The sequence below is a fragment of the Leifsonia xyli genome (assembly GCA_001647635.1).
Taxonomy (GTDB): domain Bacteria; phylum Actinomycetota; class Actinomycetes; order Actinomycetales; family Microbacteriaceae; genus Leifsonia; species Leifsonia xyli_A.
On sequence record CP014761.1, the window covers coordinates 2,162,316 to 2,175,801 of the forward strand.

The 13,486-nt window shown below is 72.3% G+C and carries 10 protein-coding genes and 1 pseudogene; 3 read left to right on the forward strand and 8 right to left on the reverse strand.

Features of this window, described 5'->3' with window-relative positions:
• The first annotated feature begins 442 nt into the window (after positions 1–442).
• Complete coding sequence (locus A0130_10605; protein ANF32064.1) at positions 443–973, forward strand: hypothetical protein; 531 nt, start codon at positions 443–445, stop codon at positions 971–973.
• Between the two features lie 66 nt (positions 974–1,039).
• Here A0130_10605 and A0130_10610 read toward each other — a convergent pair whose 3' ends face one another.
• The 5 genes and pseudogenes from A0130_10610 to A0130_10630 form a co-directional block, all read right to left on the reverse strand.
• On the reverse strand, positions 1,040–1,597 hold the full coding sequence (locus A0130_10610) for a hypothetical protein (GenBank protein ID ANF33395.1): 558 nt from the start codon (positions 1,595–1,597) through the stop codon (positions 1,040–1,042).
• Between the two features lie 174 nt (positions 1,598–1,771).
• Complete coding sequence (locus tag A0130_10615) at positions 1,772–3,625, reverse strand: hypothetical protein (protein ID ANF32065.1); 1,854 nt, start codon at positions 3,623–3,625, stop codon at positions 1,772–1,774.
• A gap of 179 nt (positions 3,626–3,804) precedes the next feature.
• Positions 3,805–6,267: pseudogene (locus tag A0130_10620) on the reverse strand (glycoside hydrolase family 38).
• A gap of 104 nt (positions 6,268–6,371) precedes the next feature.
• Positions 6,372–6,956, reverse strand: a complete 585-nt coding sequence (locus A0130_10625) for a sugar isomerase (protein ID ANF32066.1) — start codon at positions 6,954–6,956, stop codon at positions 6,372–6,374.
• Positions 6,949–7,947: an ROK family protein gene (locus A0130_10630; GenBank protein ID ANF32067.1), complete on the reverse strand. Its 999-nt coding sequence runs from the start codon at positions 7,945–7,947 to the stop codon at positions 6,949–6,951. The genes A0130_10625 and A0130_10630 overlap by 8 nt, the downstream gene beginning before the upstream one ends.
• Positions 7,948–8,090: 143 nt before the next feature.
• On the opposite strand from A0130_10630, the gene A0130_10635 reads away from it, so the two are divergent.
• Both A0130_10635 and A0130_10640 read left to right on the forward strand, forming a co-directional pair.
• Complete coding sequence (locus A0130_10635) at positions 8,091–8,474, forward strand: transcriptional regulator (GenBank protein ANF32068.1); 384 nt, start codon at positions 8,091–8,093, stop codon at positions 8,472–8,474.
• Positions 8,471–8,965 carry a polyketide cyclase gene (locus A0130_10640; GenBank protein ID ANF32069.1) on the forward strand — a complete coding sequence of 165 codons (495 nt, stop codon included), beginning with the start codon at positions 8,471–8,473 and terminating at the stop codon, positions 8,963–8,965. The genes A0130_10635 and A0130_10640 overlap by 4 nt, the downstream gene beginning before the upstream one ends.
• On the opposite strand, the gene A0130_10645 is transcribed toward A0130_10640, so the two are convergent.
• From A0130_10645 to A0130_10655, 3 genes are read right to left on the reverse strand one after another with little or no spacing between them, the layout of a single operon-like run.
• Positions 8,962–9,723, reverse strand: coding sequence for an alpha/beta hydrolase (locus A0130_10645; protein ANF32070.1), 762 nt, complete (start codon positions 9,721–9,723; stop codon positions 8,962–8,964). The genes A0130_10640 and A0130_10645 overlap by 4 nt on opposite strands.
• Positions 9,724–9,733: 10 nt before the next feature.
• On the reverse strand, positions 9,734–11,593 hold the full coding sequence (locus A0130_10650; GenBank protein ID ANF32071.1) for a hypothetical protein: 1,860 nt from the start codon (positions 11,591–11,593) through the stop codon (positions 9,734–9,736).
• Positions 11,590–13,479 carry a hypothetical protein gene (locus A0130_10655; GenBank protein ANF32072.1) on the reverse strand — a complete coding sequence of 630 codons (1,890 nt, stop codon included), beginning with the start codon at positions 13,477–13,479 and terminating at the stop codon, positions 11,590–11,592. The genes A0130_10650 and A0130_10655 overlap by 4 nt, the downstream gene beginning before the upstream one ends.
• Positions 13,480–13,486 lie beyond the last annotated feature (7 nt).

Genomic DNA, 13,486 nt, shown 5'->3' on the forward strand with positions numbered 1-13,486 from the left:
CCCTGCAGTTGACGCAACACGCCGCAATGCGTGCGTTTGGGACGGCGTGTTGCGTCCACCAGGAAGCGGTCGAGGCGGCGTGGACGGCTGCCGCCCGGTTCACCCATCCAGTGGGCCCAACACGCCGCTATGCGGATGGGCGTAACGGCGTGTTGGGACCGGTGGATGCAGCAATGCCGACGGCGTTGCAAGCGTCGCCGGGTGACGGGCGATCCGCCACCTGGTGGGCGTGAATTGCCGTCAGGCGGATGGGCGTGGTGCGCCCGCGCCTCTCGTTGACGCAACACGCCGCGATGCATGCGTTGGCGACGGCGTGTTGCGTCAACCGAAGGGGCCGGGACGGCGTGGCCGGCGGCCGACCGGTCCACCCGACTAGTGGGCCCAACACGCCGTCAGGCGGGTGGGCGTGACGGCGTGTTGGGACGAGTAGGTGCGGCGGCGGTTGAGCGCGTGCGAGGGTGGACGGGTGGAGGAGACGGAAGCGGCGGGCGCGGACTGGCGGCCGGTGGTCGCGGCGTTGGCCAACGGCGACGCGCGCGCGGTGTGGGCTGCGGTCGTGGCGACGGGCGAGACGGACGCGGGCCTGGGCGCCGCGCGGACGCGGCGAGCGCTGGATCTGCTTGAACGGGTCGGGCTGGTACGACGGGTCGGCGACTCCGTGGTGGCGGATGACGGCGTGTTCCGGAACCTCCTCGCCGCGTCGGCCGCGGTCCGGCCCCGGCCGACCGGGGTGGGGCAGTTCCTGCGGGCGGACGGGCGGATCGACCGGTATCCGTCGTCGGCGGACGACCGGATGGCGCTCCTGCGCATGGTCGCGGAGTCCGTGCTCTCGGACGGCGAGGTCGTCGGTGAGCGGGCGCTGACCGAGCGGCTGGCGGAGCGCAGCGACGACCCGGTCGCCCTGCGGCGCTACCTCGTGGACGCGGGGCTCGTAGTCCGCACCCGCTCGGGCTCGGAGTACGCGCGCGGGTGAGCGACGGGGCGCAACACGCCGCCACGCCGTGGCGATAACGGCGTGTTGCGACCCCTGGCCGCGCGGCTAGGCGTGCGCGCGCCTCTGCATCTTGACGGCGTTGCCGCAGCCGGCCATGGTGCACCAGCGGCTGGAGCGGTTCTTGGAGTAGTCGTAGTACGCCCAGCGGCAGGTCGCGCGGTCGCAGACCTTCAGGCGCGACCAACTGCCGTCCTCGCGGGACGCGCGCACCGCGTCGAGGACGCCCGCCAGCGCGTTCAGGACCCGATCGCCACCGGCGGGAGCGAGGGACAACGCCCCTGAGGTGCCGAAGGTCACCCGCACCGGCAGCTGCGCGAGCGCCTGGTCGAGCCGGCCGGCCGCTGCGGCGTCGACGTCGTGGCCGGCGTGGCCCGCCAGGACGCTGCGGAGACCTTCGCGGACCGTCTTCGCAAGCTCGAGGTCGTCCTCGGAGGCGGCTGCGTCGCCGCTGAGCAGCTCGCGTGCACGCAACCATGCCGTGAGGTCGGCCGGGCGCTCCCAGCCCTCCTCGTCCTCCTGGTACTCGACGGTGTTCACGAAGTCGCGGACGAGACGCAACGGGACGGGGATGACCTCGTCCTCGCGCTGGAACGCCGCAAACAGGTTTAGCCGGGGTGGAGGTCGACGTGGATCAGACAGCACCGTGGATATGGATCCGCTATCGGGCGATGCGGGCACGTCGATTCGCACGGCGCGCGGGCGGCGACCGGTGGATGGACAGCATCTCACCCTGGGCCTTCTGGGGCCTGCACCGCTGAGCGGGCCCCGCGATGCGCTTCAGCGGGCGAGCGTCTGCTCGCACGCGAGCAACGTCACGCCGACGCTCCAGGCGTGCGAGAGGGTGAGCAGCATCCCCTTCGGCTGGAAGCACGCGGTCTGGTAGTAGCGCTCGCTGACCATGCCGCGGTAGGCGTTGAAGTCGCCGTCCTCGCGCGCGATGAACTGGCGGAAGCACGCCAGCGTCTCGTCGGCGCGCTCGGCGTAGTGCGGGTCGCCGAGGGCGGCGGAGAGCTCGCGCAGTTCGGCGGTGCACACCAGGCCGTACGCGTGGAGGTGCTGGTTCGACGGCGACGCGTTGTCCGCGCCGCGGGTGCGGAAGCCGTAGGCGCCGAGGAGCGTGTGCTGGGGGAAGGCGACGTCGTAGGTGTAGCGGAAGGTCAGCATCCAGTCGGCCGCGCGGCGGGCGACGTCGAGCCAGTGCGCGTCGCCGGTGGCGCGGTGCAGCGCCACGTAGGCCATGACCGCCGCGTAACCGTCTTCGGAGGTCGGGGCCAGGTCGACGTCCTCCGGGGCGCCGTGGATGAACTCGCGGTCGACGAACTGCTCGTAGTACCGGCCTGCGGCGACGGCGGCGGGGAGGTAGCGCTCGTCGCGGTCGGCGGCCTCCACAAGCGCCGCGATCCAGGTGAGCCCGGACGCTCCGGACCAGGACAGCACCTCTCCGGTCTCGGCGTGGTGGACGGAGCCGAGATTTCCGTCGGCGCGCTGGCGGCCGACCACCACATCCAGGTTGGAGTGGATGGCAAGCTCCCACTGCGGGTGCGCGTCGAGCGCCTGCGCGCGCAGCAGGAACAGGGTGGCCTCGGCGAGCGTGCGCGAGTGGAGGCCGCGCTTCAGCTCGGTCCAGCTCTGGGTCCAGCCGTAGTCCCGGTACCAGACGCCCCAGAAGCTGCCGGAGGGCGAAAGGGAGGCGGTGATGAAGTCGATGACGCGGCGCGCCGCGTCCACGTCGTCCGGGCGGCCGGTGCGGAGCCCGTGCGCCAGCAGCGCGTACGCCCACGGGATGCCGCTGACCCAGCCGACGTGCATCGCCTGTCGGTCGACTGTGAGCCCGTCGCGGCCGCTGACCTCGCGGTCGAAGCCGACGGTCTCGAGCAGGACGCCGGGGTCCGGGTCGTAGTGCCAGGTGCGGAGGCCCTCGGCGGTCAGGTCGGCGGCGGTGGCGACATCCATCCACGGCGACTGCGGAGCGTTCTGCGCGGTCTCGGCGTGCAGGGCCCGCAGCACCGGGGCGTAGGCGTGGCGGGAGGCGTCCAGCGCGAAGACGCGCACGGACAGCTCCACGGTCTCGCCCGGCTCGAAGCGGTGGGTGGCCTGCTCAGCGGGACGCGGGTGCGCGTCGCCGTAGTAGGTCACCGGGAACTCGTGGAACGGGAAGCGCAGGCTCACCGTCGCGTCGCCCCACGTCGCGTCGTGCGCCAGGCCGAGGCCGGTGAGGCCGAGCGCCGACGTCTCGCCGGTCGCCAGCGCCACCCCGCCGCGGCCCGGACCGGCCCAGGCGAAGACGGCGGGCGTCGCCGCGCGGTCGGCGCGGAACTCCCACGTGTCGCTCACCAGCGCGTCGTGCTGCTCGCGCGTGTCCGCGCCGACCTCGAAGCGCGGGAAGGCGCGCGTGTTCGCGGCCGGCCGGTTCTCGCCGTAGAACGCGCCCGGGATCAGCCACCACGGGTCGTCGGCGCCGTGGACGGGCGCCTCCACGAGCACCGAGCCTTCGGCCGGCGCGGCGCCGGTGAAGGACGCGCGGATGGTGAGGTGCCAGCCGATCGGCGCGTCCGTCCACTCCTCTTCCAGGTGGAGGTCGTCGGCGGTTGGTCCGACGGCGCTGACGCGGACTTCGGGGCGCGGGCTCACGGCTGCGGAGGCTGCGAGGTCTGCGACCGTCCGGGGTCCTCCTGCGAGGTCTGCGCCTCGGAGGTCTGGGACGTCACAGGCGACTCGGGCACCTCGGACGAGGACGTGGACGTGGACGCCGACGTGGGTGCATCCGACGCACCCGACGCCGCCGGCGCGGATGCCACGTGCGCGCCGAGCGGCCGCTCGATCAGGTCGACCTCGCGCACCGGCTGCGCCGGGTCCGCCGGCACGACGAACGTGCGCAGTTGCGACGGCCCGAAGTCCTCCTCGATGACACGTCCGAGCAGGGGCAGCTCGATGCGCGACCGTCCGGCCTCGCCGCGGGTCTCCACCGCGCGGACGACGACGTCCGCGCCGCCGGGCGCCTCCGTCGCATCCTCGGTGCCCTTGAGCGCGGTGATCATGACCGAGGAGCCGCCGTCCGCCGCGAAGGAGTTCACCGGGGGAAGCGCGCCGTCGTGGAACGACTCCTGCTGCGCCCGCACCGGGTTGCCGAGTTCGAGCGCGCGGCGGATTGGGTCGGCCTCGCGCCAGTCGCCGGCGTGCGGCACGAGCTCGTAGCTGAAGCGCTGGATGCCCTGGTCCTGGAACGAGTAGATGCCCTCCGGGTCGAGCAGCCGCGGGTCGTGCCACGAATAGACGGGGCTGCGGACCGCGGTGACGCCGATGCTCGGCTCGTCGCCGGGCGAGACGTCGTAGGCGTGCTTGTTCGTCGTGATGACGGTCAGGCCCGCGGCCTCGCCGCCGACCGTGCCGGTGAGGTCCACCCACGACTGGGCCGGCTCCTCCGCGCCGTCGACCGGTCGCTCGAGGTGGCCGAACGGGATCTCGTAGGTCGCGGTCGGGTCGTCGAGCACGGTCGGGAAGCGCAGCTTGAGCAGGTGCGCCTGCTCCCGCCAGTCGAGCGTCACGTTCACCCGCAGCACGGGCGAGTCGTGGTCCAGGATGAGCTCCTCGACCAGGGTGGATGCGCCCCACTCCCGCTCGACACGGACCCGCGAACGCAGCGGGCCGGTCTCGCGGACCACGATGCGCTTCAGCGCCATGGTGGCGCCCGGCCAGGCATACGAGATGACGCGGTGGCCCCAGGTGTCGGTCGGGTCGTCGTTGATCTGGGTGTGCTGCGCGCCGTCGACGCCGGCCATCACATCCACGCCCGTCGCCTTGACGAGGTAGGACGAGATCCAGCCCGTCTCCTGGTCGATGCGGATGCGCACGTGATCGTTCTCGAGGGTGTCCTCGGTCACCGTGAGGCCGCCGGACGAGGCGCCGGGGCCGCTGCCGGGCCGGAGTCGGTACAGACGGTAGCCGAGCGCGGGCACCTCGGCGCGGAACACGACCGCGCCACGCGACACGTCATCCGTCGTCGCCGTCGACTGCGAGTTCTGGAACACAACGGGCTCACCGGTCTCGTCGACCACGTGCACGCCGGCGCGCTGCGCGCCGTACTGGAAGTCCACATCCACCGCCACCGCCCAGGGGTGCGGGTTGAACACGAGCACCGGCTGCGTGCCGTCCTCGCGGTCGACCTGCACCTGGCGGGCGAGGACGTTGTGCGCGCGGGTGATGATCCGCTTCGAGATCGACACCGCCTCGCCCAGCTGGTCGCGCGCGTCGTCGTACGACGGCTCGATCGCCGAACCGGGCAGGATGTCGTGGAACTGGTTGAACAGCACCTGCTTCCAGGCGGTCTCCAGCTGTTCGCGCGGGTACTCGATCCCGTCGTGCGCGGCGACGACGGCCGCCCAGCGCTCGGCGTTCAGCACGGCGAACTGCGCCCGCCGCTGCCACGCCTTGATGCCGGAATGGGCGGAGTAGCAGCCGGGCGCGTGGTGCTGCAGGTCGTCGCGCCGCACCGGCAGGCCGTCGAGGAACGCCTCGCCGCGGCCGAGGACCTCGTCGAAGTAGGTGCGCGGTGAGGACATCGTCATCCTTCCGAAGGAGCCCATCCGGTCGTAGCGGTGGATGGACTCGATGTTCGCGATGGTCGGGCCGCCTCCGTGGTTGCCCACGCCGTAGAACACCATGGCGGTGGCGTTCTCGCCGAAGCCGACCGTGCGGTCGAGCGCTGCGAGCGACTTCTCGGTCTGGCCGTCGACCGACCCGGGCGGGCTGCCGTACTCGAACGGGATGCGGTACGCGAGCACGCGCGAACCGTCGGGCGCCTCCCACCAGAACAGGCTGGGCGCGAGGTCGGACTCGTGGGGGCCGGGGCGCAGGAACGTGTACGAGTCGAGGCCCTGTCCCTTGAGGATCTGCGGGAGCATCGCGTTGTGGCCGAACGGGTCGACGTTCATGCCGACCGTGGCCGGGATGCCGAAGCGCGACTCCAGGTAGCGCTGGCCGTAGAGGCCCTGGCGCACGAAGCTCTCGCCCATCGGCATGTTGTTGTCGGGCTCCACCCACCAGCCGCCGACGTTGACCCAGCGGCCCTCGGCGACGCGTCGCTTGATCTGCTCGAACAGCTCCGGATCGGACTCCTCCACCCAGCTGAGCAGCACGATCTGGTCGCAGGTGAAGACGAAGTCGGGGTACTCCTCCATGCGGTGGATGGCGGACCAGAAGGTGGCGCGCGCCTCCTGGTAGCCCTCCTGCCACGGCCACAGCCACACCGGGTCGAGGTGCGCGTTGCCGATCATGTGCAGGGTGCGCTGCGGGGTCGCGGTCGGGCGGTACGCGGGGGCGAGGTCGCGCGGCTGGGTGCCGGCGGGCGCGTTGGCGACGGGTGCCTTCGGGGCGTCGGTCACAGTGCGTACTCCTCGTCGCCGTCGGCCCACGCGTCCACGATCTCGGACAGCACGTGGAGCATGAACGTGTGGAACTCCTGGATCCTCGGGGTGGTGGTGGACGGGCTCAGCAGCGCGAAGTCGGCGAACTGCTTGGCCGGTCCGCCGTCGCCTCCGCCGAACAGCACCGTCGTCGCACCGGCCGACTTCGCCGCTTCGAGCGCTGAGACGATGTTCGCACTCCGTCCGCTCGTCGTGAAGGCGGCGACCACATCGCCGGGACGCGCGAGCCCGAGCACCTGCCGCGAGAAGACGTCGTCGTAGGAGTAGTCGTTGGCGATGCAGGTCATCGTGGTCGGGTCGGTGCTCAGCGTGACGGCGCCGAGCGGGCGGCGGTCGCGCTTGTAGTGGCCGATGATCTCGCCCGTGAAGTGCTGGGCGTCGGCCGCGCTGCCGCCGTTGCCGAACGTATACAGGATGCCGCGCTCGGCGAACGCGTCGCACAGCACCTTCCCGACCTCGCGGAGGGCCGGCAGCAGCGTCTCGCCCTGCTCGGCGACCTGGATGTGGGCCTGCAGCTGGTCGCGCATCCACTCAGACATGCGGGGCTCCCTTCGCGCTGACGCCCGCGCCGGCGAGCTGGTCGAGGCGGTCGAACGCGACGGCTCCGGCGCCGACGACGCAGACGACGTCGCCGAGGCCGGCGAGCACCACGGTCGAGGCGGCGGCCGCGGGCGGCATCGCGTCGGCCGCGACGCGCTCGCGGACGGGCACGAGCAGCGCGTCGCCCGAGCGGGTCACGCCGCCGCCGAGCACGACGAGGTCGGGCTCGAAGACGTTGACGAGGTCGGTGAGGGCGGTGGAGAGGACGTCGACGGTCTCGTCCCAGAGCTCGGTCGCCAGCGCGTCACCCGTGGCGGCGGCCGCGACGACGTCCTCGGCGCGCACGACGGGGAGCTGCGCGAGCGACGACCCCGCCCCGCGCTCCGCGACGGCCTCCCGGGCGCGCTGGGCGATCGAGGTGCCGGAGGCGTAGCCCTCGAGGCAGCCGCGGCGGCCGCACAGGCAGGGCCGCCCGCCGGTGCGGACCATGACGTGGCCGAACTCGCCGCCGTTGCCCGCGGCTCCGCGGTGGAGGCGGCCGTCGATGACCGCGCCGCCGCCGATGCCGGTGGAGATCGTCAGGTACACCATGGTGTCGGCGTCGCGTGCTGCGCCGTAGCGGAACTCGCCCAGGGCGCCGGCGGTCGCGTCGTTCTCGAGCACGGCCGGGACGCCGAACTCGCGCTCGGCGAGCTCGACGATCGGCAGGTCGATCCAACCCGGGAGGTGGAGCGGACCGGTCAGGACGCCGGCCTTCGCATCCAGGGGACCGCCGCACGAGATCCCGACGGCCTCGACCGGGAGGCCGGATTCGGCGATGGCGCGCTGCCCCATGGCGAAGAGTCTGGGAACGATTACACCCGAACCCTCGTCGCGGCGCGTGGGTTCGACGGTGAGTGCGTGGGTTCGTCCGTCCTCCGTGACGACACCGACGGCGAGCTTGGTGCCGCCGATGTCGAGTGAGAGGACGGCGCGGAGGCCGTTTGCCATCATGTCCTTCCGGGGATGCACGACCGCGCCTGCGCTGGTGGATCGTGTGGGATCGTTCCCACAGATACTAGGGCGCGGCGGGCAGGCGGGTCAACACGGCAGGGGGTTGTGCGGCGCGGCGGCGGCCGCTAACGTACAACCAAATGGTTGTAGATGAGCTGACGGACGCAGAGGTCGACCGCATCTTCCACGCGCTGGCGGATGCGACCCGGCGAGACATCGTCGCGCGGTCGCTGGCCGGCGAGCACTCGGTGAGCGAGCTCGCCGGGCGGTACGACATGAGCTTCGCGGCGGTCCAGAAGCACGTCGCCGTGCTCGAACGCGCGGGACTCGTGCACAAGCGGACGCGCGGACGGGAGCGGGTCGTCACGGGCGACCCCGAGACCATCCGGCGGGCGTCCGCGCTGCTCGACGCCTTCGAGCAGCTGTGGCGCCACCGCGATGCGGCCATCGACGGCATCCTGGCCGCGGAGGCCGGGAAGAGACGAACCACCCGCACCACCGAACGAGAGAGGAGCGACCGATGACGGTCATCGAATCGACCAAGGACCCGGAAGCGCTGACGCTCACCATCGTCAGCGAGTACGACGCCCCGCAGGAGCGGGTCTGGCAGCTGTGGTCCGATCCGCGGCAGCTGGAGCTGTGGTGGGGCCCTCCCGGGTACCCGGCGACCTTCGAGGTGTTCGAGTTCGAGCCGGGCGGACGCGCGACCTACTACATGAGCCTGCCCGAGGGCGGGAAGGCGTGGGGCTGGTGGCGGTTCGTCGAGATCGAGCCGACCGGCCGCATCGCGATCGACGACGGCTTCGCCGAGGAGGGCGGCGCTCCCGCACCCGGCGAGCCCGGCCGCATGATGGCCACCCTTGAGGAGCGCGACGGACGCACCCGGATGACGATCCTCAACCAGTTCGCGAGCACCGCTCAGATGAACGAGCTGCTCGAGATGGGCCAGGAGCAGGGCATGACGCTGGCCCTCGACCAGATCGACGCCATCCTCGCCGGCACCCTCACCCGCTAAGGGGCGTCGAGGAAGGCGAGCAGGTGGGGGAGCGTGCGGCGGAGGGCGGCGGGGTCGCCGGACGCGGCCAGCCGTTCGCCGAGGTAGTCGCCGTGGGTTCCGGGGACGATCAGGAGGCGGGCATCCGGCAGCAGTGACGCCAGCTCCACGAAATGGGACGCCCGGACCACGTCGCGGTCGGCCCCGACGACGAGCACGGGCGCGTGGATGGACGCGAGCAGCTCGTCCGGGAAGTCCTCGAACCCGAGCATCAGCTCCCGGTCGAGCTCGAACATCCGCCGGGCGTGGTCGGGGTCCCGGCTGACGGCGCGGTCCGCATCGCGGTACGGCGCCGGCAGGTCGTCGAACGTGCCCCCAGCGAGCGCATCCCAGAACCCGTCGACCATCGCATCCCGTCGCACGGGCGTGGAGGCGGCGATCACCCGCCGAACCGCGCCGGGATGGCGTGCTGCGAGCTGCAGCGCGACCTGCCCGCCGTTGCTGAAGCCGAGGACATCCACCGGCCCGAGCCGCAGCTCGGTCAGCACCGCCGCGACGTCATCCGCCGAGCCCTCGAAGGACGCGGGCCGGTCACCGGATGCGGTGCGCCCGTGCCCCTGCAGCTCCACGCAGAGCACCGACCGCGTCGGCTCGACGAGCGGCAGCAGCAGCCCCCAGTTGGTCTCGATGGTCGAGCCGCCGCCGTGGATGAGCAGCAACGGCGGATGCGGCGAGTCGGGGTCTCCGTGCCAGCGGCGGTAGAGCGGGATGCGGTCCACGCCCCGCAGGCTAGCCGAGGGCGGGTGCGCTGTCGAGGGAGACCGTGTCGGCCACCGCGTCCCCGGCCTGGCCGAGGCGGAACGCCCCGACCGTGACGTCCGCGGCCAGGCGCTGACGCTTGCGGGGCGCGTCGCCGGCCCGCACGGCGAAGCGCAGCCGGACCGTTTCACCGGCCGCCGCCACCACCGACGCCGGCGACGGATCGCTCCACCCCTCGGGTGTCACGAGCCGGGCGACCACCTCGCGCGGCTCGTCGTACGGGTTCACGACGACGACCTCGTACTGGAGCGCCGCGCCGGGCTGAACGCGCTGGTAGAACGGCTCGACCAGCACCAGATTGCCGTCGGCCGGCGGGAGCATCCCGTCGTCCGGCAGCAGTCCGTTGTGGATGGCGGCGAGCTCGTCGCCCTGCTCGGTGAGCAGCTGCAGGTAGTCCTCATCCACCTCGCGGCCCTGCCAGTGGCCGGTGATCATCAGACCGGGAGCCACCCGGCGGTAGAGCGCCGCACTCTGGATGAAGTCATCGCGCCGGAACCGATTGCGGTACTGGTAGTTGAGGATCTCGCGCTGCACGCCGAGCCGCCCCTCGGCGGTCTGCTGGTCGCCGGTCGCGAGCACTCGGACGCCGTCGACCTCGAACTCGAAGGCGGCGGCGTAGAGCGTGTGCCCGGGCAGCTCGTGCGTGACGAACTCGTACTCGCGCCAGCGCACCGTCTCGCCGAGAGGGAGCACGCGGTCGGCCGGGATGGGCTCGAACCACTGGCAGGGCAGGTCGGTCCGCATCGGGTCGGCCATGATCGGCGCGACGTTCTCGGGCAGCCACACCTCGGTGCCCTCGACGTCGCGCAGCAGGTTCAGTCCGGCGATGTGGTCGTCGTGGTAGTGCGTGCCGAGCACGACCTCGATCGACGTCACCCCGAAGTCGCGCTTCAGCGCCGGGAGGCTGGCGAGCCACGGCCGCCTCGCCGCACGGTCGGTGCCGGCCGGCCATCCCGTCGACATGTCGTAGCCGTAGTCGATGAACAGCGCGGCTCCCGAGTCGCTGAGCAGCACGTACACGCAGGAGTTGGCGGTGCGGTTGAGCAGCAGGTGGTCGGTGAGGCGCACGAACGGCCGCTCCAGCCAGTCCCGCAGGTCCCACGGGTGCGTGCGGCGGGAGTCGACGTAGCCGGCCATCCGGTCGACCAGCTGCTCCAGCGCATCTATCGCGTCCGACATCGGCTCGCCGTGCGACGGCAGCAGGATGCCGGGCTGCTCCTCCTGCAGGATCAGGCAGGAGAGCACGTTCATCGCCGGGCCCTCGTTCTCGGTGTACGACCACTGGGTCGCCGCGAGCGACCAGACTTTGCCCGGCGCGTAGATGAGGTCGCCGGTGAAGGCGATCCGCTCGCCGTCGCGCTCGACCAGGTACGTGACCGAGCCCATGGTGTGGCCAGGAGTCGGGATGGTCTTCACGTCCACGCCGCCGAAGGTCGCGGTGCGGTACTCGGGCACCGTGCCCGCGACCGGCACGGGGTCCAGCAGCGAGAAGCGGTCCTGCCTCAGGTTGTAGTCGTTGTACAGCGCCCGCGACGACCACATCTCGTCGACGCGGGTGAAGAGGTCCTGCTCCACCGGCGGCACGTAGATCGGGATGCCGGCGGCCACCGCGCGCGGCAGGCCCTGGCCCTGGTCGCGGTGGTGGTGCGTCATCAGCACGGCGTCGAGCGTGTCGAGGCCGAGCTCGCCGAGATGGTCGAGTACGTCGCCCGACCCGAAGTCGATGGCGATGGCGCCGCCGACCGCCCCGGGCGGCGGGGTGACGACGTAGACGTTGCACGTGTCCGCGAACCGGTGGACGCCGGGGGCGACCTCGGTGAACGCGCTCATACCGTGCTCGGCTCCTTCGCGTGCTCGTCGTCGCGGGCCGCGCGGTACGCGCGCCACAGGGCGGCGATCTCGTCGAGGTCGCCGTCGGTGACATCTTCGCGGCTGTTGTCGATGGATTCCACGTAGTAGAGCGCCGGCACGCCGAGCTCCGGCTGGATGCGCGAGTACGCGAGCCACTCCTCCCGGCTCGGCATCGGCCACTGGTCGGTGTCGATCGGGTGGCCCGGGAGCGACGCCGCGGCGATGTCGTGGCGGAAGCGCAGCTGGTCGCCGACGGGCACCGGCTCGCCGTGCACCGAGTCCTCGAGGACGTCGTTGAGCCGCACCATGTCGGTGACGTCGGAGAACGAGGGATGCACGGTGTGCGTCACCACGAGCGCGTCGGGCTTCGCGGCCTTGGCGGCGTCGTGGATGGTGCGGACGATCGCGTGCAGGGCGCTGATGCCCCAGACGCCGTCGTCGTGCGTGCGGAGGGTGACGCCGGAGGGCGCGCGCTGCGTGAAGTCGACCTTGAAGCCGTCGGCGTCCAGACCGTCAGGGGACACTATCCGCGTCACCTGCTCGGCGAGCGCGTCGAGGTAGGCCGGATTCGACGGGTCGACGGCGACCGGGCGGCCGAACGCGTCGCGGACCGTCAGCTCCGGAGGGAGGCCGCTCGGGTCCCAGGCCTTGAACCACAGGAGGACGCGCTGGCCGGCGGCGTGCCGCTCGTCGATCCAGCCGCGCAGGTCGGGCCACTTCTCGGTGTCGACCGTGTTGGTGCCGTAGTCGGCCTGCCAACGGTCGTCGATGACGACGGTTCCCGGGTGGATGTCGCGCTCGGCGAGGCGGCGCAGCCACCGGTCGTAGAGGTACTGCCGGGCCAGGTCGGGAGCGAAGGCGGCACCGGAGGGCAGCACGAAGCCGTCGGCGTTGTCGGTGGCGAGCGCCTCGCCCTCGTGGCTCATGCGGACGGCGAGCGCGCACTGGGCGCCCCAGCCGCAGAAGATCGGCTCGTGCCACCATCCCACGGGCTCGGGAGCGGGAGCCGCCCATCCACGCGCCGCGAGGTCGTCGCGGTAGTCGCGGATGAGGGTGAGCGGGGCGCCGCCCGGCCGCAGCACGAACTCGGGCGAGACCCAGCCGCCCGCGCGGACGCGGGTGTGGCCCTCGTAGGTGAGCCGGAACAGGAAGCCCCCGTCGAGCACGTCGTAGCGGAAGGTCGTGAAGCCGAGCTGGGCGATCGGCGCGACGACCGAGACGCCGAGCCAGTCGCCGACGGGCATGTCGGTCGGTCCGTGCGGCGCGTCGGCCGCGATGGACGGACGCCCCAGCCCGAACACGAGCGGCGGCGGCGAGAAGATGCCGTGGAGGCGTCCGGGCTCCGCATCGCCCACGACGCCGAGCTGCGCCTGCGTGTTGGACGGCCGGACGACCTGGATGGGCTCGGTCGGCGTCGGTACGAACAGCGAGGGGAAGCGGATGCCCGAGCGGAACGTGCCCGCCGCGCCGGTCGGGAGCGCCGCCTGGCCGCCGAACATCGTCAGGTCGGTGATCCGCGCGTCGTCCTCCTCGGTGGTCACCTCGACGCGCGCACGGACCTCGGTGGGCGTGCAGTGCAGCACGATCGCCTTCGTCGCCCACGCGCTGGAGTCGGTGAGCACGGTGACGCGCACCGAGCCGTCGTCCTCCTCCTCGACCGTCACCGCCGTCGGGCCGGACGACTCGTCGGGCACGCCGAGTCGGTCGACGCTCGCGAGCAGGGAGAGGTCGCTCCACAGCTCGCCGTCCGGGCCGGCGATGGTCGCGCGCGGGCGTGCGAGGGCGACGCCGAGCGCGTAGGCGGGGGCGACGAGCACGACCTCGGTCGCGCTGCGGGTGACGGTGATGTCCTGGGTGGTCTGCATGGTCCTC